Source organism: Parabacteroides caecihominis (assembly GCF_023656785.1).
Classification (GTDB): Bacteria; Bacteroidota; Bacteroidia; order Bacteroidales; family Tannerellaceae; genus Parabacteroides; species Parabacteroides segnis.
Genome location: NZ_JAMOKS010000002.1, coordinates 337,485 through 359,394 on the forward strand (window position 1 = coordinate 337,485; position 21,910 = coordinate 359,394).

Here is a 21,910-nt window from a genome sequence, read left to right on the forward strand (position 1 = left end):
AGAGGATTAAAAATTAGCATTAAAACCAACTGTTACTACTCTGTTCGGAGGATAGCCGGAACCGTCTCCATTCCCCTTTTCAGGGTCCCATAACTTAAATTTACTGAATGTAAGCAAGTTATTTCCTGATAAATAGAAGCGAACCGATTTAATAAAAGTTTTACTCATCAGGCTCTTCGGCATCGTATATCCTACTTCGAAGTTTTTCAAACGAAGAAAACTGCCATCCCGCATCCACCAGTCAGAAGTCTGGGCATTATTGGATGAACCTGACGATCCACTCCAACTCAGGCGGGGATAAATCGCTCCAGCATTTTGTTCCGGGGTATTACCTGGTCTCCATACATTATTATAAACATCCTCATTAATTGCGGCACGTTCCATATTTCCGGAACCGAAAGGAGTCTTTATGGTTGATCCGCTTAAAAAGAAGTTTACATGATTAACACCCTGGAAAAACACATTCACATCCCAATTCTTCCATTGAGCAGTTGCACCAAAACCATAAATCATCTCAGGTAAATTGGTATATCCCATCGCTATCTGATCCTGTGAGTTAATTACACCATCACCATTTACATCCTGATATTTAATATCACCGACCCGATATTCACCAAATGTTTGTTTTGGACTATTATCAATATCTTCCTGGCTTTCAAAAAGTCCAAGTGCAACAAGTCCGAATGGTTGCATAGCACCACCCGATCCAAAAGGTTTTCCTATTCTGTTTTGGTATTTATACTCCCAGTCAGGCTCATCATTATTAAGCAATTCATTTCTATTATATGTAAAATTAGCCCGTCCGGTCAGAAATACTTGTCCGATTTTCTGTGAGTATTCCATTGTTCCGTCAAAACCTTGATTTTTTGTTTCACCAATATTCGTATAAGGAATTACGGATAAACCTGCAATAGCAGGCAAACCAGCACGCTGCAGAAAAATGCCAGTACGCTTTTCTGAAAAATAATCTGCTTGAATACGCAGTTTATTAAATAAAGAAAACTCAGCTCCGACATTAAGTTTATGAGCCTCTTCCCATGATGCTGTCAAATTCTCAACATCACCAACTCGGATACCTCCGCCTCCATTTCCTCCGGCAGAACCATAGTTCCAATTTCCAGCACCAGCATCATTGCCTACAAGAATTGTCGATTCATAGACCCAGCGACGTTGTCCTCCGATATCATCATTTCCGACAATACCATATGATCCTTTCAATTTAAGCATATCGACCACTTTTGTCAGCGGTTGAAACCACTTTTCATTAGAAATCATCCATCCGATCGCACCAGCAGGAAAGAATCCGAACCTATGCCCACGCGCAAAGTTCTCGGAACCGTTATAACCGACATTCACTTCTGCAAAATAAGTATCATTGAATGCATACGTCATACGTCCCGCAATACCTTGGTTCTTATAAGGCAATGATTTAAATTTATCACCTTCCTGTGTGCGGGTGTGTATTTTATGATTGTATAAAAACAGTGCTCCCAGACGGTGTTTTTCATTAAATAAGCGTTCATAATTAAGAGAGGCCTCCATATAAGTGGTCATTGTTCCGTCACGACCGATTGCGTACGATAACTCTCCGCTACCCGTACGGATTGGAGTACCGAAAATCAGATTACCCTCTTCATCCCTTCCTGTGGCATGATATTGGGTCGGTTCTTTACTACGGCGCTGAATAGTTGTATTCCATGCATCCCATGAAAATTTGAAATTTCCGGTCAATCCCTTCAAAGGTTCCCAAAGTGCCCCAAAATCCTGAGTCAATCCGACAAGCGACTGGGAAGAGTTCCAGAATTGTTGACGATAGCCCGAGTGTACAAGCATATTCCAAGGATTATAACCAGAATCACTGGAAGGCGCAGCAATTGTACCATCTGAATACTGAACAGGAAAAGCATTAGGAGAAACTAAATAGGTATATTGCCAAATAGTATCATCATTATCGCCAAAACCCGGACCAAAAGACTTCTCATAAATATTCGCAAGGTTTAAATTCAAAGTTGTACTCTTTGTCAAAGCCAAATCAACATTCGCCCTGAAATTAAACTTATTATAATTAATCGATGAATTATAATCGTATATATCGCCTGCACTCTTAAAAATTGAACTTTCATTATAAAATGATCCTGAAATATAGTATTTAACTATTTCCGTACCACCTGTAATACTTAGGTTTACTCGCTGGTTCGATGCCAGATCGTTATACAATGCATCAATCCAGTTCACATTTGGATAAAGATCCAGATCAGATCCGTTGCGGTACATTTCTATCGTTTCCGGCGTATAATAACCTGGTTGAATATCATTATACAAGTCAGCCCATTGAGCAGAATTAACCATTTTAGGCATTTTGGTCGGACTGGTAATGCCAGCTTCAGTACGTACGTTGATAACAGGCTTTCCTACGTTTCCTTTTTTAGTCGTGATCAGGATGACTCCATTTGCCCCACGTACCCCATATACTGCTGAAGCAGAAGCATCTTTCAAGATAGAAAAAGATGCAATATCGTCTGTATCAACCAAATCCAGTTCACGTTCAATACCGTCAACCAACACTAAAGGAGTCGAATTTCCTTTAAAAGAAGATACGCCACGAATATAAAAATCAGCTGCACTGTTTTTGCCGGGTTCACCCGAACGGCTCATTGCCACGACACCTGCTAACTGTCCGGCCAAAACATTGGATATTGAAGCGCCTGGTACTTTCAGGTTCGCAACATCAACGGTAGATATAGCCCCGACAACACTTTCTTTCTTTTGACGCCCATAGCCTACTACCACAACTTCGTCAAGCACTTCATCATCCGACTCCAATGTCACATTAATAGTCGATTGATTATTTACAGCGATATCGACACTCTTCATCCCCATATAAGAGAAGGTCAACACTCCGCCAACTCCGTCAACTTTAATCGTGTATTTACCATCAATATCAGTAACAGCCCCAACAGAACTGTTCTTCAACCAGATATTCGCACCAATCAAGGGTTCACCGGTCGCATCGCTGACAACTCCGGTTACCGTTATACTTTTCTTTTGCGAAACCGAAGGCAAAGAAACAGGACCGGAAATCGCTTTCCTTTTTACCACCACCTGGTTACCATTTATCTGATAAGTTAGTTCTGTCTTCTCAAACAGCGGATTAAGAATTTCTTGTATAGAACCTTTCACTACTCCAGTTTGCGCTTTTCTATTCAACTCGCTTTTGATCTCATCGGAATAGAAAAACACATAACCGGTCTCGGTTTCTATGAATTTAAGAACGTCCAGCATAGTGGACTGTTTTTGTTCCAGTATTTGTTCTATCGAAATAAACGACTCATTATTTGCATAAGCACAGGTTATACCCATACTCAGCAGTAATACAATAATATGTCTGATTTTTTTCATACATTTGTATGTCTTTAGGTTTTTCATTTTTAATTGGAAAATTTAAATCTCTGACAAGTCCGGACGATCTTGCCCATCGTTCGGACTTTTAATTTCAAGCGTTTTTCATATTCTATATTCCATAGGCAATTCTTTTTAAGTTATTATTCTATTAGTAATGTATTTGATTCAAAGCGATAATGAACATTATAAAGCATTGAAAAAGTTTCCATGACCTGCTCTATGTTATCAAACAAGACGAGTTTACCGGAACTCGTCCGCCGGGCAATACCAGGAGCACATTCAATTTGCACATTATAGTAACGGCTTAAACGCATCAGGATATTTTCCATTGTTTCTCCTTTAAAAATAAGCACGCCATCTTTCCAGGAGATATAGTCTAAAACATCTACCTCATTAATTTCGTGTTTATCAGGTTGAAGGGTCAACTTATGATTTGGAGTTAATTGTATATTTTCTTCTTCCTTTGTGTCAACCATCACGCTACCTTCTACTAAAACTACTGATTGTGCCTGCTCGTCACCATAAGCAGAAAGATTGAATTTAGTCCCCAACACATTGACTGTAAAATTAGCCGTTTTCACATGAAAAGGTTTGCCACTTTTTACGACCTCGATATAAATCTCCCCCTCCGCTTCGATAGTACGATCGTCACCATCAAACCGGGAAGGGAAACGCAACACACTCCCTGAGTTTATCCAAATTTTAGAACCATCAGCCAATAATAATGAAGAACGGCGCCCTTTGGGTACGACCAACGTATTCATCACTGTCTCATCAATATTCTTTTCAATCCCTTCAGTCTCAATTTTTTTTACAATAAATTCTTCATCCTGAGAGTTTTTCATCGTTACATCAGAGTTGAAAGAGATCAAGGCATTGTCCTCCACATTTATAATTTTCTGATCCTTTGTTATCAATGTAACCTCTGTATGAACCGTGTCAATAGCCATACCGATACCTGTCATCAGATTATTTCCTGAAAACAGACCTCTATCCATTAACCAGTATCCTGCCAGACTAACTGTTACAAAAACAGCACAAGCCGCTGCATATCTCATAAATAGATTACGCTTTTTAAAACGCTTTTGCTGCATTTCGTTTTGCAACCTCAGCCAAATTTGTTCTGATTTTTCATCCGGAATAGAATACTCGTTCAACTGTACAGATCTTAATATTAAACGTGCTTCGTCAATAGCCCGTTGGTTTTCCGAATGTTCTTTTATCCAAGCATGCCATTTAATATCCAACTCTTGGGTCGGTACCATACACCACATGACAAAACTGTGGTCATGTAACAATCGATGTACTATTTCTGGTATTTGTTTATCGCTCATTCCTTACTTTTATGAGTATTCATTTAAATAAATACGCACAAAGAAGAAATATGACCCCATTAAAATGGAAAAAAATGATTGGAAAGAAAAAAATAAAATAAAACAGGACCATATTGCTCACGCATACGTTCGATTGCGCGATATATTAATTTACGTGTTCCCTTAGTCGTAAGATTCAGTAATACAGCAATTTCATCATACTCTAATTCTTGCATATAGCGTAAATAAATGGCTTCTCTTTGTCGTCCCGTAAGACTGCATAACATATTTTCAATTTGTTCCGCAATTTCCTTTCGCTCCTCCTCTTCTTCTATATAATCCAGTCCGGACACAGCTATAGAAAACAGATAATCATCTGATTCATCGATATCTTCCATAGTAACTTCCTTTCGCTTTTCAGAAATCATTCGATTTTTTAAACACCGGAAAAGATAATATTTTACATTATCATTATCGACAATCTCATTCTGATGTTCAAAAAAATGTAGGAATACATCATGAATCAGATCATACAATGCATCATCATCAACACCGAGTGCCTTACCATATGAATACATCTGACCTACATATTTTTCATATAGTCTTTTATAGTCACATTGTTTTGTTCTCAACATTTTTCCTAATTTATTATGCAATGGACCATTATTCCATGGTTCTCGTAGAACAAATGCATTTTTATTAGAAATTGACCAAATATACATGAGATATTATTGATTCAGACCAAAAAATCAGGCCTAAGAGACTGCATTTTTGTAACAAATCTCTTTTTTTCATAGAATATCATCCCTTTATAAAGGGATATAATACTTTTTTACCCTATTTTTGTATTTATTATTCCATAGTTCTACGAGAACTACGTTGTTTATTATAAACAAACTCTTTGACTGCAATAATGTAAGGTAAAATAATCAATACCTATCAGGTTATTTTATGAAAAAAACGTCTAAACCTAATCTTTTTACCTTTAGTACCCAGATTGTTAACAGAAAACAGTACGCAATTAAATTTACCCACAATTAAGGTTTCCGGAATATATCCGAAATATCGGCTATCCCTTGAATCGGCAGAATTATCTCCCTCAACATAATAATAAGTACGTTTAAGCCTATAAATAGAATCACAAATGCCATTTATATAAACAGCACGGTTTCTCATTCTCACATCGTTTCCTTCCTCTGCAATTAGTTTTCTCAGGAACAGATAATTGTCCCGTCTGATATGTAAAGTATCATTTTCTTTCTTTATCCGAGTAATTCGCTTTACTAATAATTGGTCCATATTTTCCGGACTGTTAAAAACCACTATATCACCGACTCCCGGATAACCCATTCCAGGAAGTCACCTATATTTCCAATGAGTATTCCTGTCCATTTCCCGCAACGGGCGTATCCATGTGAAAACATTGATAACCGGAATATCCGCCCATTTAGCAGGAAAACGTGCTCCATACGTAATCTTATCTATCCAAACCCTGTCACCGCAAAGGAGTGTCGGTTCCATACTACCGGAAGGTACTATACATAACTCTCCTACTGCAATCCGGATAAAAAGACAAAAAAGTATGAATAAAATAACAGCAATGACCTTTTTCATCAAAATATGACTTTACCACTTATTTTTCAGTATATTACCTTATACTTAAAGAATCGTACGATCGCATCATAAAATTCCGAATTAAAATGTTTGGTATGGCTATCAGTCACACAAGAGCTGACTATAAACAAATCATCTGTAATCATCCATGTTATCGCCGCCGGATGATTTTTGCTGAACTCCTCCAACACAGATACATACTTGTCATCCATATAAAATACCGGTATTTCCGATTTCAATCGTAGCAGTTCATTTTGCACATCTTTTCGTGGCAAATGCGATATGATCAGCATCCTCCCTCCGATTATTTTTTTCAGTTTTTCCAATGAATTCAGCTGTTCCATAATACAAGAGGAGCATGATAAGTCCGAAAAATAGAAAACGACATTATAGCCTCTTATCAATGTTTCCAGTCCCATGCGTCCTATCATTTTATCCTGATACCCCAATGTCCCTGTTACATTCTCAAACTTTTTCCCGTTCAGTTTTAAATAAGAATAGGCCTTCCCCAACTCTTCATTCAAATACTCGTCGGAAACTATTTCATTCTGTGAAACGACTTTATTGTCATTCTTTTTCATGGCAAAATTTAAAAATATATTCGCTACCACGGAAATCAGAATAGCAATATACAAATAGATTCTTTTCATATAGATTCAATTTTATAGTTGTTACTTCTTTACTTTCAATAAAAAGAGCATCGGATTAGTTTCCCCGATATTATTCCGATCCGGAAAACGTTCCTCAATCATCGCTGTTAATTCTTTTGCTCTTTTAGCAGTCAGAAGCCCTTCTTCCTGCCAAGCCTTAAAACCTATATTAATAGCTGCCTGCAACCTTTCTTGCGGACCTACCGATATCAAATAATCTTTATATTGGCCAATTGGATGAGAAAGACCTATAAACAAAAAATCATTCAATATATGGCTAAAGGTTTTGACTTTTTGTGTCTTTTTGTCGTAAACCGTAAACTTGGGAATAACTATATGCTTATTTTTAATAAAGACCTTGTCATTTATTAAAAATATATCCTTAATCCCTGCCATTTTCTTACACTCTAATAGAACTGTCAGAGGAAGACGAGTTCTTTTAAGAATACTCTCACGGTCGACCTTACTCATTGATTTATCTTTATAATCAATAAAATATTTTGGAGTTAACTCATCTCCTCTTATAGTAAAAATAGAATCACGCAAATCTTCTGCAAAAAGAATTTCGTTATCCAGTTTTCGGAAAACACAATAATTAGTTTTTGATAGTTTTTCAATAACCGGATAATACTTATTCACCGTTTTCCCTTTATCATCCTTGATAACTAAAGAATATAAAGGATCACCATGAACCACATTTTCCCGATACAAATAGAACAATCCATTTTGATACTCAAAATTATCAGCATAATAATTCATCGGTATATCTTTTATAAAATCTCCTTCATAAGAAAAAGCAAGAACTTTCGTTCGCATTAAATCATACAAATAGACCACTCGTTCCTCTTCGTTCAATGAAAAATCGGATAAATCAACAAATTCTTCAGGTTCCTGCCCACGGTTCCCGATCTTATACAAATATTTCCCCATATGATCAAACACATAAACGCCTTTTGGATTATTTCTTTCCATGATAAAAATATAACTGTCAGACATCACAACCTTTCTGATTTCTCCTAAAATACATTCATCTTTAAATTCTAAAGGAATCATTTTTATATCCTCTGCAAAGTCAGACAATTTACCATAATCGGTTTCCATATCTGTTATCGGTATAGAAACCATATCACCAATTTCTGTTCTCTTTTGCTCTTCTTTTATTGATGCAGCTGCACCATCGGCTTTTGCATATTCTATCCAGAATTCGCCACAAGGTGATGAAGAACATTGCTTATCTCCTCCTGGTTTACATCTTGTTGAAGCATTACTGACAGATAAGATTCCATACCCATCAGCTTCAACTTTGAATTGTAATCCAAAAGCAGTAACAGTGTCAGCTGCACCTGTGACAATTACGAAACAATCTTCTGATATTTCAGTCCAAAGAACGCCAGTGTCAGTACCAGCTCCCTTACCTGCGTCTCCACCAGTACTAATAGAATCATTACTCTGTGCCAACACTTCTAAATGAAGCGGATGATCCTTAACGCCATCGCCACCCCAGGCGTACTGGATGTTTAACACAAGTGCCAAAAGGAGCATTGCTCCACCGATTTTCAGAAAGCTTTTCTTTTTCATGCTTACCTCCAACTTTAATTGTTATTACTTATTGATTACGCATGAGTTGCTGTAACTCCTACATATTTTTTAATTACCCAAATAACACGAATAAATTATCAACCCTATCTAACCATCACTTCTTTACTTTCATCAAAAAGAGTACCGGGTTAGTCTCCCCCAGATTATTCCGATCCGGAAAACGTTCCTCAATCATCGCCCTTAATTCTTTAGCTCTTTCAGCAGTCAGAATACCTTTTTTCTGCCAATATTTAAAACCATCATCTATCGCCGTTTGAAAATCTTCTTGTCCAACAATTGATATCAAATTATCTTTATATTGACCAATAGGATGATCAAAACCGATAAACAAAAAATCATTCAGTATATAGCTAAATGTTTTGACTTCTTGTGTCTTCTTGTCATAAACCGTAAACTTAGGAACAACTACATTGGTATTGTTAATAAATACTTTATCGTTTATTTCAAATATATCCTCAATACCTGCCATTTTCTTACATTCCAATAAAACTGTCAGAGCCATACGAGTTCCTTTCAAAATACTTTCACGATCTATCTTACTCATTGATTTATCTTTATAATCAATAAAATATTTTGGAGTTAACTCTCCACTTCTTACACTAAAAACAGAATCACGCATGTATTCTGCAAAAAGAATTTCATTATCGAGTTTTCGGAAAATGCAATCATGAATATATGGAGATTTATTAATAAGCGGATAATACTTATTAATCGTTTTTCCTTTATCATCTTTGATTACCAAAGAATAAGCAGGATCACCCATAACCGGACTTTCCCTATATAGGTAAAATAAGTTATCTTGATACTCAAACTTATCTGCGTAATAATTCATCTGTATATCCTTTATAAAATCTCCTTCAAAAGAAAAAATAAGAACTTTCTTTCTCATTATGTCATACAAATAAATAAGTTGTTGCTCTTCATTCAACGAAAAATCAGATAAATCAACAAATTCGTCAGGTCCCTGTCCACAATTTCCAACCCTATATAAATATTTTCCACTATGATCGAAAACGTAAATACCCTTTTGATTATATCTTTCCATTATGAAAATACAACTGTCAGACATCACAATCTTTTCAACTTTGTCCAATATACAATCACCCGAAATTTCAAGAGGAATCATTTTTATATCCTCTGCAAAATCGGATAATTTACCGTAATCAGTTTCCATTTCCGTTATCGGTATAGAAACGATATCTCCTCTCACAGTATTTTTCTTATCTTCTTTTGTTAAATCACATGCAATAGATATAAAAATCAACAATACATACAATATATTTTTCTTCATACTTTTACTATTTAGCATTTATACCAATAAATACTGCTCTAAAATGATCAGTTCTATAAAACCGATTTGCTTTCAGAGCAGTATCTTTCCTAAGTTACTGCGTAGCAGGTGTACCATACATTTCAGTCATTTGTTTCCAAAAGTCCGCACAAAAGAAAGGAGTACATTGTGCATTACCTCCACGTTGACATTTTACTGAAGCATCACTAACAATTATAGGAGCAATCCCATCAGCTCTAATTTTAACTTTTATTCCAAAAACAGAAACCTCAGAACCAGGTTCCCCTTCAACATCCATTGTACATGATGATGCTAGCCGTGACCAAAGAGGATGTGTCTCAATATCACCACTCGTTCCGGTATCATTACTCTGCCCCAACACTTCTAAATGAAGCGGATGATCCTTAACACCATAGCCACTCCAGGCGTATTGGATGTTTAACACAATTGCCAAAAGGAGCATTGCTCCACCGATTTTCAGAAAGCTTTTCTTTGTCATGCTTACCTCCAACTTTAATTGTTATTACTTATTGATTACGCATGAGTTGCTGTAACTCCTGCATATTTTTTATATCCTCTCGCTCGTTTATCAACTCCCGAAGTTCCTTTTTCACACTATCGCTATTTTTCCATTGCCTGACATAATAATTCGTGTAACAGCCCAAATAACACAAATAGAGAATCAACCCTACAATCATCATGAACTGAATACGTTTCACTTTTAAATGTATGATCGTCACAAACAAATAGGCCATAAGAAGACAAACGCCAACACCCGGCAAATAGAGGTATCGATCAGCCACAATCGCAAATCGTGATATAGGTATAATATGAAGTACAAATAACAGATGTATCAGGAAAAATAACGAAGTAAAAATAATGATCCTTTTTTGTCGTAACAGATAAATGCAACAAACGACAAAAACAACGACTACCGGATAAAACCAATAATGGAAAGGCATAGCGTATCCCGGTAAGATCGGGAAAGGATACAGATAAGACAATTTAATGGGTATCAAGCATTTTGTCAAATATTCGATTAAGGAATAAGCCGCAAAGACAACCCGGTCGATCAATGGATAATCCAGCTCTTCCCGCCGAAAACCTTGTGCTAGCATGGGGATAGTTCCCATATAAAGAGACAGCAACAGGAAAGGCAGTTTTTCTTCCCATATTTTCAGGCGAAGCAGTCCTCTGTCTGTTACAAAATCGACCAGTAATAAACATAATGGGAATACCACAGCCTGTTCTTTCCCTAAACAGGAACAAAGAGCTAAAGCCAGGGTTGCCACATAATAACTTAACTTTTCCGTACGGATAAATTTTAAGTAGCATAAAAGTCCCGTTAAATAAAATGATGTATAAACAAGGACTTTGGATGCGCTTATCCAAGCAACCGGCTCTACGTTGACCGGATGGATTGCCCATAACAAAGTAGCCAGAAAAACGATTTGTTTGTTATTCATCGTCGCAAGCCGGGATGATTGAGTCAATAGACAGGAAAGAAAAAAATAAAGCAACACGACATTCACCAGATGTACCCCCAAACCAGCCAAATGAAATATCACCGGAGAGTACCCGAATAATGAATAAATAAGTACATAGCCTATTTCATTCAGGGGTGAATACTGACCGCCATGAGTTTCTGTGAAAATTCGGTACAGATTCTCCCAGATAAGTCCCCCGGAAGTATACGGATTAATCACACACCATTGATCATCCCAATAATACAGAAAATCATTTTCTGACAAAGGATAATAAACGATACACGTCATCACCAGTATAAAAAACAGAGGGCAATACCTTTTTATCCTTGTTGGCATATTCATAGTATTTATATTTAGCGGGTTACACATTAAAAGAGGACGAACAATTTTCCGACCGTACAATATATTCAGGACGGTTCTTGCACTGCATAAACATTTTACCCAAATACTCTCCTATAATACCGAGCATTAATAATATCACTGCCCCCAACACAGAAATCAGTATAGCCAGAGACGCCCAGCCTGTCACAGCCTGCCCCGAAATAAAAACAGCATATAGCACATAAATAATTTCCGTGATGGAAAGTAAAGCGAAAAAAGCAGCAAAAAGAATAGCCCATCGTAGCGGGCGGATACTGAAAGAGGTGATCCCGCAAATGGCAAACAAGATCATTTTCTTTAAAGAATACTTCGTAGTCCCCGCATAACGCATCCGAGCCTGATAAGGTATCTGTTTCCTGTGAAAACCTACCCATGAAACCATCCCACGCAAGAACAGATATTCTTCGCGACAGCCACGCAGTGCCTCAATTACTTTCCTGTCGAGCAGGCGGAAATCTGCACAACCTTCTGTTACCGTTACATCAGATAAAAAATTCATCAGACGGTAAAAAAGACGAGAGCTAACCGTTTTGAAACAATTAGACTGTTTACTATCTATCCGGATCGTATCCACGATATCATATCCATCCGCCCAACAAGCTAACATATCAAAAATTAGCGCTGATGGATGTTGCATATCTGCATCCATAGTAATAACGACTTCACCCTGTGAATAATCCAATCCAGCTTTCAATGCTTTCTGATGCCCGAAATTCCGGGAAAAACTCAACCAGCGGACATGAAAATCCTGTTCAGACAACAGCAATATTGTTTCCAGGGTATGATCTGTACTTCCATCATCCACGAAGATTAATTCATAAGGGCAAGATAATTTATCCATTACCGGACACAGTTCCTCATACAACACATTAAGACATGCATCCTCATTAAAGCAAGGGATTACAATAGATATATTTTTAGGAGGCTTTTTCATACATATTAAATATAATAATCCGCATAACGTCCGTTTAATGACCAACATTACACAGATCCTTTTAATACAAACGCATGAAAAAAATAAATGACCCCACTAAAAATAGAGAAAATGCTTCGATAAGAATAAATGCATTGTACCATACCTAATAATAACTTCGTCCAATATCTTCTCTTAACAGAATGAAAAATTCCATTATTTTTCATTACTTCCATTCTGAACACTTAAATATAACAAACAACAAACCTGTAATTTTAGTACAAACCCTATGTAAAATCATACACTTGTATTTTTGTTACAAGTTAAATATCAATTAGTCACAACTCTATTCCCTATTGTAGGCATACATTGCGATGTTTTTAAGAAACGTTTGTTAATTATATGTCTAATTAAATCAATCATTATGTTTAAGATCTACAGACCTATCAGCGCATTATTGCTGGTGGCCTCATTAGGATCTGCCTGGAATGCCTTCGCATCCGAAGGGACAATAGGAGAAACTTCTGAAGTTAATCAGCAATCAGGGAAAGTTACAGGTATCGTCGCAGACGATCTTGGACCGGTAGCCGGAGCATCAGTTGCAGTAAAAGGTACCTCTAAAGGAACCATAACGGACAGCGATGGAAAATTCGTCCTGAATGGAGTCAAAAAAGGCGAAATAATACAAATTTCATTTCTGGGTTATACGACACAGGAAATCGCCTATAAAGGACAGGAAAATCTGGATATCAAATTGGTGGAAGACTCACAAGCTATCGATGAAGTCGTTGTTACCGCCCTCGGAATGAAACGTTCTCATAAAAGCCTTGGTTATGCATTAACAACCATCAAAGGAGATGAATTCACACTTGCCGGTAAGGCAGCAAACCCCTTAACATCTCTATATGGTAAAGCTGCCGGTGTTGGTATCCAGTCGAGTGCAGCAGGTCCGACCGGGGGTGTAAACATTAAGATTCGTGGAGCAGCCAGCCTGGAATCATCCTCCAAGACACGCCCGTTGTTCGTTGTAGACGGTGTGCCCATTCATGACCAGGAATCATCTATGGCAACCCGTGGCTATGACCCGTTGAACTCTTTCGACTATGGTGCAGGTATCAATGATATTAACCCGGAAGATATCGAATCAATGGAAATCCTGAAAGGAGCGAAAGCATCGGTTCTATATGGTAGTGAAGGAGCCAACGGCGTTGTATTGATCACAACCAAAAAAGGGGCCAATACCAGAGGTTTAGGAGTAACGGCCTCTTTCCAGTATACCGTTGAACAACCGGTTTCTTATATTGATTTTCAGAATGAATTCGGTACGGGAACAAGTGTTTATGATGAACTGACAGGTAAATTGCCCGATGGAACCTCCATGAGAAGACTGGGTACTTCCCGCTTCAACTTCGGACCCGCTTTTGACGGCAAGCCGATCATGGATATAGACGGTAATATTATCAACTACGAAGCACAGCCGGATAACTTTATGGATTTCTTCCGTAAAGGCTATTCAGACAACGTCAACGTCGCCATTGCCGGAGGTAATGAAATGGGAAATATGCGTGTTTCCTATACCAATTATAAATATCAGGGTATTCTGGATAATTTTGAACAGAAAAAGAATATCCTCAGTTTCTCCGGAAAAATGAACGCATCGAAGTTTGCTACTTTCGAAATCAATTCAAACCTTTATAATATTGTCACCCAAAACCGTTATCCTAATATCGGAGGTCTCGTTTCATACGGTATCAACAGAGACCAACCATTTTCAACGCTGGAACGACTATATAAAGATGATTCCGGATACAAACGGAACAAGGAAGATCTGACTATGAGTAATTACGCATCCAATATCATGGATTTGCTGTGGCACCAACGCGAAAACAGAAATGTGGATGATAAATTTCACATGATCACATCATTAAAAGGTAAATTCGATTTCCATAAAAATGTATTCCTTGTGCTACAAGGAGGTATCGACTATACGGATATTGAATATAACCAGAAAGCCAGAGTTACTCAGGCTGAACCCAATGTGGTCGGTGGTAAATATTCCAGAAAAGAAGAACGTTATGTAGTACAGAACTACGACGCAATGTTGAATTTCGACAAGAATTTCATGAAAGACCGTTTAAATGTACTGGCTTTCTTCGGTGGAGGTTACCGCAGCAATGAAGATAAGAGCATTAACGTTTCAACATACGGTGACATGCTTTATCCGGATTGGTACTCATTGAATAATGAAGGCTCATGGCCAGGCGCTGGCGACAAAGGGAAGGTTAGAGGTATGTCGCGCGGTTCCGACTTCCTCTACAGTCTTTACGGCGGTGTGACTCTCTCCCTGGACGAACGTTATTATGTAGAAATTACCGGAAGAAATGACTGGGCTTCTACTTTACCCGCAGGAAACAACTCCTACTTCTATCCGGGTATCTCATTCAACTGGAACTTCAAAGACCAGATTCCAATCCCGCAATTGCAGTTCGGTAAGATACGTATGGCCTGGGCCGATGCCGGTCGTCCTGCTTCCCGCTACTTTGCAAACAACGTCTTCAGCCTGGGACAGATTGCAGAAACCGAAGCTTCGATCGTAACGCCTCCAAGTGCCCTATTCTCCGGTTTATTGAAACCTGAACGTAAAAGAGAATATGAAATCGGTATGGACTTACGCTTCTTCGATCAGAACAGACTTGAATTCGACTTCTCTTACTATACGAATAATGTATACGACCAGATTATGTCCGTTCCTCTGTCATCCACTTCCGGATACAGCGAAATCAGGATTAATGCCGGCAACGTACATAACTACGGTTATGAAATCTTCCTGAAAGGGACTCCGCTGGTAGGCAAAGATTTCCGTTGGGATGTATCATTCACAGCAGCAAATCAGTATGCAAAGGTAAAGAAGTTATATCCGGGTATTACACAGAAATTAATCGGTGGCGGAACAGGATATAAAGTTGTGGCCGAAGTAGGTGAGCCAATGGGTGAATTACTTACCTATGATTATAAGAAAGATGAACATGGCAACCGTGTTGTAAGCTCGAATGGTTTCTATGTACTCGATTATGATGCCGGTTTCAAGAAAAACTCCAACATCAATCCATCTTTCATCGGTGGTTTCAATACATCGTTCTACTATAAGAACTTCAATATCAACCTGGGATTTGACTACAAATTCGGTGGAGCTCTGTTATCTATGTCCAACTACTACCTTATCGGTAACGGTCTGTCAAAGGAATCTTTGCCTTATCGTGACGAGAAACATGGCGGTTTGGCTTACTACATCAACGAACAGAACGTAAAGGTTCCCTGTGAACACAACACCGCAGCCCCTGCCGGAGCCAAGGATAACCGGGTATATCATGATGGTCTTATCCTCAACGGTGTGAAGGAAGACGGCAGTAAGAATGATATCATCCTAAGTGCCTACGAATACTATTCTACATTCATCCATGACATGTCGGCCGATCTGCAACCGGATAATATCTATAAGAATGACTATATCAAGTTCCGTGAAATCGGTATTTCCTATACCATTCCGAAAAGAATCGTAGAAAAGGCTAAACTGCAAAAAGTGACTCTGACAGCTACAGCACGTAACCTGTTTTACCTCTATAAGGCTATTCCGAATATTGATGCAGAATCAACGCTCGGTACAAATTCTTACGAAGAATATTCATTCTTCCCCTCTACCCGAAGTTTCGGTATCGGTGTTTCAGTTAGTTTCTAAATACACAATTTAATGCAAGAAATTATGAAAAATATATTATTAACAGGTTTGGCGGCAGCCTCACTATTACTGTCCGGCTGCCAGGATAAACTGGAAGAAGATTTCTACAACCCTGAAAACTACCAGGCGCCGGAAGATAAACTGGCTGCCGGCCTGTTCACAAAAACGCTTTACGAATGGCAAGTCTATGTACAGGACTACGGAGAATGGTGGTGGTCATTGACAGGTGCCGGTGTTACAGCTTATGCCCAGGTCGGTGTTCGACCTACTACACAAAATTATGCCGGTATTTACCAGGATTTTGAAGATGTAACCACCGGTAACGGATTCTCGGCAGACAACGGTATACGTAATTATTTTAATAATATGTATACCAAAATGAAAACCTGGTCAATCTTCAAACAATTAGTCGAAGAAGAATATACGGGAGAAACATTAACAAACAGCTACGTATATTACCAGTTGACTACTGTTATGAAAGACTATACAATGCTCCGTAATATCGACTTTTTCAACAGTATTCCCTATTACAACGCCATTCAGGGAAACAAGGGAATTTTGTTTGCAGAGTATGACGATCCTCTGGAAGTTACCAAAACAATTCTCGATGAATTGAAAGAAATATCGGAAAGTATAGTTGCCGATTATGATAAAATGTCTCCGGATGCAAAAGCTACTTTTGCCAAACAAGATGTCGCCTTTAAAGGAGACATTCAGTTATGGAGACAATATATCAATGCATTGAGATTGAAATTTGCAGTCCGCATGTCTGCTGCCGACGAAGCCTACGCAAAAACTCAGATTGCATCAGCAATACAGGACGGACTTCCCACCAAAGATATGATCTGGCTTTTGCCTACCAATCCGGCCAAAGATTTACCGGGCGGCGGTACTATCAACCGTGGATGGTTCGAACGCTTTACTTCGTTATTCATCCCCAATGTGATTCTGGAAAGAATGAACCATAACAGATTGAAATATGAACCGGGAATAGATGACCCGCGTCTGCCGGCCATAGCCGCTCCGACACGTTACAACGACTATCGTGGTATCCGCATGGACAACCTATACCACCAGCCGGCTTACGACTCTATTGCCGCCGGTAGTGAAGAAAACATGCGCCCGGATTATATCGACGAAGGAACATGGGAACGTCATAAATCCTATATCAATAACAATACTGCATACCGCGATGCCAAAGGTACACTGAGTTACTACGATATAAACTGCGTATCCATGTATAACCCGGCTACTTATTACTATGCTAATTTCCCGGTTTATATGTTCTCGCTGGCTGAAACAGAATTGCTCCTGGCAGAAGTAGCTGCCAGAAACTATGCTTCAACCGGAAAAACAGCCGGTGAACATATAAGTGATGCTATGACTCATTCAACAGACTTATGGTATTATATAAACTCCCTGTCAGTATCAAGTGCGACAGATTATCCGCGTTATTTCCCGGAAAAACCATCTGCCGAAGTTGTTCAGACATATGGAGATTTCCTGAAAGCAGAATACCAGAAAGCTAAAACATTGGATGATCAGATAGAAATTATCATGCAGCAGAAGTATATCCACCTGAATCTGATGGCTCCCAACGAATGCTGGACAGAGTTGCGCAGAACCCGCCATCCGAAACTGGAACCGGTTAACTTCCCGCCGTATTTCACAAATATCAAACCGCAGGTTGAACGTATAAAATATCCGGATTCCGAAGAATTGAACAATACAGAGAACTTTGCTAAAGTAAAAGCAGAGAACAACTATTCTTCGCCCATTTATTATGTACCACAAGACAAAAGATCTGAATCTTACTATCGAGACACTTTCATCGAGATAGAAAAAGAGTAATAGGGAGTTGAAAGATGAGAGCTCGCCATATGGCGGGCTCTGTTTTTTAGGATACTTCCTCTTTCTGCGACACCAGCATATTTTTTCTGTACTGCATCGGTGATACCCCTACATGCTTCTTAAAGGTACGGCTGAAATAAATCGGATCAGAATACCCGAGACGATAGGCAACTTCCGCTATAGGACAACAAGACTCATCTGATAACAAAAGTTTAGCCCGGTCCATTTTAAAGGAAACAATATAATCGTTCGGGGTCATTCCTGTAACCATCTTAATCTGGTTGAACAAACTGGTCCTTCCCATTCCCATACATTTAGCCCAGTGGGCTATATCGAATTCAGGATCTTCCAGATGCTCTTCCAAAACACGGGTAGCCGTATCCAACAGTCTTTTTTCCTGAACGTTAGTTGCCAATAGCGGCACGTACTCCTGCTCCTCTTTCTGCTTGATATACCTTGACAAAATACGTTTACTGTTTCTTACCAGAGAATTACATCTATGCTGAAGTAAATCCATAAAAAAAGGCTTGACGACATAATCGTCAGCACCGGAACGAATACTTTGAATCTGTTGTTCCGGAGATGGCTGGTAAGTCATCAGAATAACAGGAATATGTAATGTATCTACATGCGACTTAATCATCCGGCACAATTCTATCCCGGAACCGTCCGCCATATCGATCTCACTCAAAATAATATCCGGGAGTTCTCTCAATGCGATCAAATAGCCCTCCTTTACATCCTCCGCTTCAATCAAACGATAGGCAAACGAAAATGTCTCTTTCAGCGAAGCCCTTATCTCGCTGTCACTGTCTATTATCAACATCGTATAAAGAGTGTTATCTTCTGTTTCAATTACTTCTTCCACAGGCGATTCCGCATCGCAGACAGGATTTTCGAAACTAAACGCAACGTCTTCCTGTTCCTCTCTGTTGAACGTCTGTAACCGGGTAATTAACCCTTGCAAATAAACAACCTGCTTCAATACTTTCCCGATTCGGTTTTTACCGGCTACAACTGCCGCATCAGCAACAATATTATTCAATATAGCAATAATTACAGTCAGAGGTTTTCTGAACTCATTGGAAATATTAGTTAAGAACTGCTGATTATCCCGGTTCAATTTATCCATTTGCTCCACCTCCCTCTTTTTCATCTCCAGGGAAAGCATCAGTCGAGTCTTTGTTTTATTGAACCAAACCAGCCAGGCTATAATAGAAATCGTTCCACAAACATACAACAATATCATTGGCCACGAAAGCCAGAACGGATACATAATTATAATTTCCAGCTGGACTTCATTCTGAGGATTATCCAGCTCGCGGACAATCAGATTATACTTGCCCGGGCGCAGGGAAGAATAAGTAATCGTCCTGTTGGAAGTCGTTATCCACAATTCATCCAGACCTTCCATCTTATATTCATATTGTCCGTAATTAGAAAGCAGATAGTTACTTGTCGAAAAGGTAAGACTAATCGTATTCAGGTTATAAGGCAGTTTTATTTTTCGGGAAAAGGTGATATCCTGTTGAAGAAAATCCGAATTCGCAGGTGTCAACAATTGATTATTCACAGAGATCGAAGAGAAAAACAAAGAGTAATTCCTACCCGGACGATTTAGATTCTGCTCATTAAAAGAAAATAATCCGCATATGGTACCCACATAAACATTCCGGTCCATCGGTGAGACATAAATGCCACAATCACCACTGAGAGAAAGCGGGGCTGGCAGATTACTTAAAGGAATATGAAATGCAGAAAGAGGTTTCTTTTTTACCGACATGTCCAAAATAGAAACTCCTTTGTCTGTCGTCACGACCAGGTTCCTGTAAAACGAACGGGTTACGCTATAACATACGTCACTCAGCAAAAAATGGTCATGCTCCCTATAAGATGAAAAATCATTCCTTTCCTCATTATACAATAAAAGTCCGGAATTCAGGGTAGACATGAATAAACCATTTCTGGAATCACCACAAATCGAATTAACGGCACTGGGAATACGACTCCCTTTTTGCAAGCCATCTCCATAGAGAGAGATTACCTTTTGCGATTTCAGATCTACAGAAAACAATCCTTCTTCCAGTGAAGACACCCATAAGCGGTCCTTGTCATCAATATACACGGTACGAATATTTCCGGAACATTTTTGTTGCAGCAACGAATCATCCAACAAATAAGAGGTATACAGATTTTCCCTGTCAAGTTTAAAAATACCCTGGGTAGACGGTAACACCAGCATATCCCGATAAGGAACAATATCTTCTATTGTCAGCTGAGAAGCCGAATCAAAAAACGAAAAATCGATCTGCCTGATACGGTCTGTTTTCCTGTCAAGCACATAAAGTCCATTTTTATAGACGCTGATAAACAGGTTATCCGTCTGCTCATCATACCACAGTGCACGAATCTTATTATCCGGCAATCGGTGGGTAGTCTTGGTGATATGCCGGATTACTTCCCTGTTCTTGTTCAGGACGTTTATACCACTGCCCTCAGATGCTACATACAAATTACCTTCTTTGTCCTCAGCCATAGAACCGATAACAGTTCCATGCAGACGATCCTCAACTTTTTCATCACTATAAAAACATTTGAAATCATCCAAATCTATATTTCCATACCGGATATCACCATAATAGGGTCCAATCCATAAATTTCCTTGCCGATCAGTAAATAATGCAGTAATCGAAGTTTCCGCCATATACGGCTGGTTACTCATTATTTCCGGAATACCATTTGTTTTCATTTCTATCCTATAAAGACCGGCCAAAGTTCCCACCCATATTATCCCCCGTGTATCCTCAGTAAAGCAATGAATATAGGGTATGGAAGAACCTCCCGAGTCATTAAGAACGATAGATTCACCATTTAGAGAAACAACAGCAGCTAAACCAGATTTAGCCGACAGCCACAAACGAGATTCCGAGTCCAGGAACTGAGTAGTTATGTTCTCTTCCTGAAAACAGGTGGTTATAATCCGCTTTTCCGTCAGATCGACTCTCAATACACCGGTAGTCGTCCCTATCCAAAACTGATTATCGTCAATAGGAGTTATGAGAGTAAAAACGTATCTTTCATCGGAAAACAAAATCTCTTTTTCTCCCGACCGGACATTACATCTATAAAGTGAATGTCCTTCAACAGTATAAAGTTGATTATCAGAATAACAAATAGCCGTTGCTGTAATCTCCGGCATGAAAGGTTGCCTCATCTGCAAATCGATACAGATTAGATTGTTTTCCGCCAAAAGATATAGTGTAGAATCATTTCCACAGAAATTATGAATATTAGCATCTTCGAGAGACGGGAAATATTCGGACAGACGGATTACCTTAGTAGAAACACCATCATAACAATTTACAGCATTATTACCGAGCCATATTCTCCCCAACCGATCCTGCCATATTGCTATAGAGGAAGGCTGAGACAATCCGTCTTTTACACCCAAAGACCGGAAATAGATTTCGTCTCCCCATATAGTAACAGAGAATAAGAGAAGCATAAAAGTCCAAATAGCCAAACGGATTCTATCCATCAAATCTGCTTAATATTAATACAGCGAACAAGTTAACAAAGCTCCATTCCATCATCCTCTCCCACTTCTAATAACATCAAATCCTCTGAAGCCAAGCATTATATATTATTTAACTAACATAGTTCTAGCAGAACT

Annotated in this window: 12 protein-coding genes and 1 pseudogene; 2 read left to right on the forward strand and 11 right to left on the reverse strand. The window is 38.7% G+C overall.

What is annotated here, in order from left to right; genetic code table 11:
* Positions 1-6 precede the first annotated feature (6 nt).
* From NBH14_RS02445 to NBH14_RS02495, 10 genes and pseudogenes are all read right to left on the reverse strand, one after another.
* Complete coding sequence (locus NBH14_RS02445) at positions 7-3,399, reverse strand: SusC/RagA family TonB-linked outer membrane protein (RefSeq protein ID WP_186958016.1); 3,393 nt, start codon at positions 3,397-3,399, stop codon at positions 7-9.
* Positions 3,400-3,542: 143 nt separating this feature from the next.
* A complete protein-coding gene (locus NBH14_RS02450) occupies positions 3,543-4,736 on the reverse strand; it encodes a FecR family protein (protein WP_186958015.1) in 1,194 nt (397 codons plus the stop codon).
* Between the two features lie 59 nt (positions 4,737-4,795).
* Positions 4,796-5,350 carry an RNA polymerase sigma factor gene (locus tag NBH14_RS02455; RefSeq protein WP_186958014.1) on the reverse strand — a complete coding sequence of 185 codons (555 nt, stop codon included), beginning with the start codon at positions 5,348-5,350 and terminating at the stop codon, positions 4,796-4,798.
* 304 nt (positions 5,351-5,654) lie between these two features.
* Positions 5,655-6,329: pseudogene (gene lepB / locus NBH14_RS28970) on the reverse strand (signal peptidase I).
* 26 nt (positions 6,330-6,355) lie between these two features.
* Positions 6,356-6,979: a hypothetical protein gene (locus tag NBH14_RS02470; RefSeq protein ID WP_009860586.1), complete on the reverse strand. Its 624-nt coding sequence runs from the start codon at positions 6,977-6,979 to the stop codon at positions 6,356-6,358.
* Positions 6,980-7,000: 21 nt separating this feature from the next.
* Positions 7,001-8,557, reverse strand: coding sequence for a DUF4934 domain-containing protein (locus NBH14_RS02475; protein ID WP_186958013.1), 1,557 nt, complete (start codon positions 8,555-8,557; stop codon positions 7,001-7,003).
* Positions 8,558-8,672: 115 nt separating this feature from the next.
* Positions 8,673-9,869 carry a DUF4934 domain-containing protein gene (locus NBH14_RS02480; protein ID WP_186958012.1) on the reverse strand — a complete coding sequence of 399 codons (1,197 nt, stop codon included), beginning with the start codon at positions 9,867-9,869 and terminating at the stop codon, positions 8,673-8,675.
* Between the two features lie 94 nt (positions 9,870-9,963).
* The gene (locus NBH14_RS02485; RefSeq protein WP_010801275.1) at positions 9,964-10,368 is read right to left on the reverse strand and encodes a hypothetical protein; all 405 of its coding nucleotides are present in this window, start codon (positions 10,366-10,368) and stop codon (positions 9,964-9,966) included.
* 28 nt (positions 10,369-10,396) lie between these two features.
* A complete protein-coding gene (locus tag NBH14_RS02490; protein ID WP_186958011.1) occupies positions 10,397-11,692 on the reverse strand; it encodes a hypothetical protein in 1,296 nt (431 codons plus the stop codon).
* 25 nt (positions 11,693-11,717) lie between these two features.
* A complete protein-coding gene (locus NBH14_RS02495; RefSeq protein ID WP_186958010.1) occupies positions 11,718-12,671 on the reverse strand; it encodes a glycosyltransferase family 2 protein in 954 nt (317 codons plus the stop codon).
* A 403-nt stretch (positions 12,672-13,074) separates the two neighbouring features.
* Between NBH14_RS02495 and NBH14_RS02500 the strand changes: the two genes are divergently transcribed.
* Together NBH14_RS02500 and NBH14_RS02505 are read left to right on the forward strand one after the other, a co-directional pair.
* Complete coding sequence (locus tag NBH14_RS02500; RefSeq protein WP_186958009.1) at positions 13,075-16,386, forward strand: SusC/RagA family TonB-linked outer membrane protein; 3,312 nt, start codon at positions 13,075-13,077, stop codon at positions 16,384-16,386.
* A 24-nt stretch (positions 16,387-16,410) separates the two neighbouring features.
* Entirely contained in the window at positions 16,411-18,237 is a 1,827-nt protein-coding gene (locus tag NBH14_RS02505; RefSeq protein WP_250817108.1) for a SusD/RagB family nutrient-binding outer membrane lipoprotein, read from the forward strand.
* A gap of 46 nt (positions 18,238-18,283) precedes the next feature.
* Here NBH14_RS02505 and NBH14_RS02510 read toward each other — a convergent pair whose 3' ends face one another.
* On the reverse strand, positions 18,284-21,775 hold the full coding sequence (locus NBH14_RS02510) for a hybrid sensor histidine kinase/response regulator transcription factor (RefSeq protein ID WP_186958007.1): 3,492 nt from the start codon (positions 21,773-21,775) through the stop codon (positions 18,284-18,286).
* Between the last annotated feature and the right edge of the window lie 135 nt (positions 21,776-21,910).

Coding starts and splice junctions, on each gene's coding strand:
- NBH14_RS02485 (WP_010801275.1), bottom strand. CDS start 10,368: ATGACAAAGAAAAGCTTTCTGAAAATCGGTGGAGCAATGCTCCTTTTG.
- NBH14_RS02505 (WP_250817108.1), top strand. CDS start 16,411: ATGAAAAATATATTATTAACAGGTTTGGCGGCAGCCTCACTATTACTG.
- NBH14_RS02470 (WP_009860586.1), bottom strand. CDS start 6,979: ATGAAAAGAATCTATTTGTATATTGCTATTCTGATTTCCGTGGTAGCG.
- NBH14_RS02490 (WP_186958011.1), bottom strand. CDS start 11,692: ATGCCAACAAGGATAAAAAGGTATTGCCCTCTGTTTTTTATACTGGTG.
- NBH14_RS02475 (WP_186958013.1), bottom strand. CDS start 8,557: ATGAAAAAGAAAAGCTTTCTGAAAATCGGTGGAGCAATGCTCCTTTTG.
- NBH14_RS02480 (WP_186958012.1), bottom strand. CDS start 9,869: ATGAAGAAAAATATATTGTATGTATTGTTGATTTTTATATCTATTGCA.
- NBH14_RS02445 (WP_186958016.1), bottom strand. CDS start 3,399: ATGAAAAAAATCAGACATATTATTGTATTACTGCTGAGTATGGGTATA.
- NBH14_RS02500 (WP_186958009.1), top strand. CDS start 13,075: ATGTTTAAGATCTACAGACCTATCAGCGCATTATTGCTGGTGGCCTCA.
- NBH14_RS02495 (WP_186958010.1), bottom strand. CDS start 12,671: ATGAAAAAGCCTCCTAAAAATATATCTATTGTAATCCCTTGCTTTAAT.
- NBH14_RS02450 (WP_186958015.1), bottom strand. CDS start 4,736: ATGAGCGATAAACAAATACCAGAAATAGTACATCGATTGTTACATGAC.
- NBH14_RS02510 (WP_186958007.1), bottom strand. CDS start 21,775: ATGGATAGAATCCGTTTGGCTATTTGGACTTTTATGCTTCTCTTATTC.
- NBH14_RS02455 (WP_186958014.1), bottom strand. CDS start 5,350: ATGTTGAGAACAAAACAATGTGACTATAAAAGACTATATGAAAAATAT.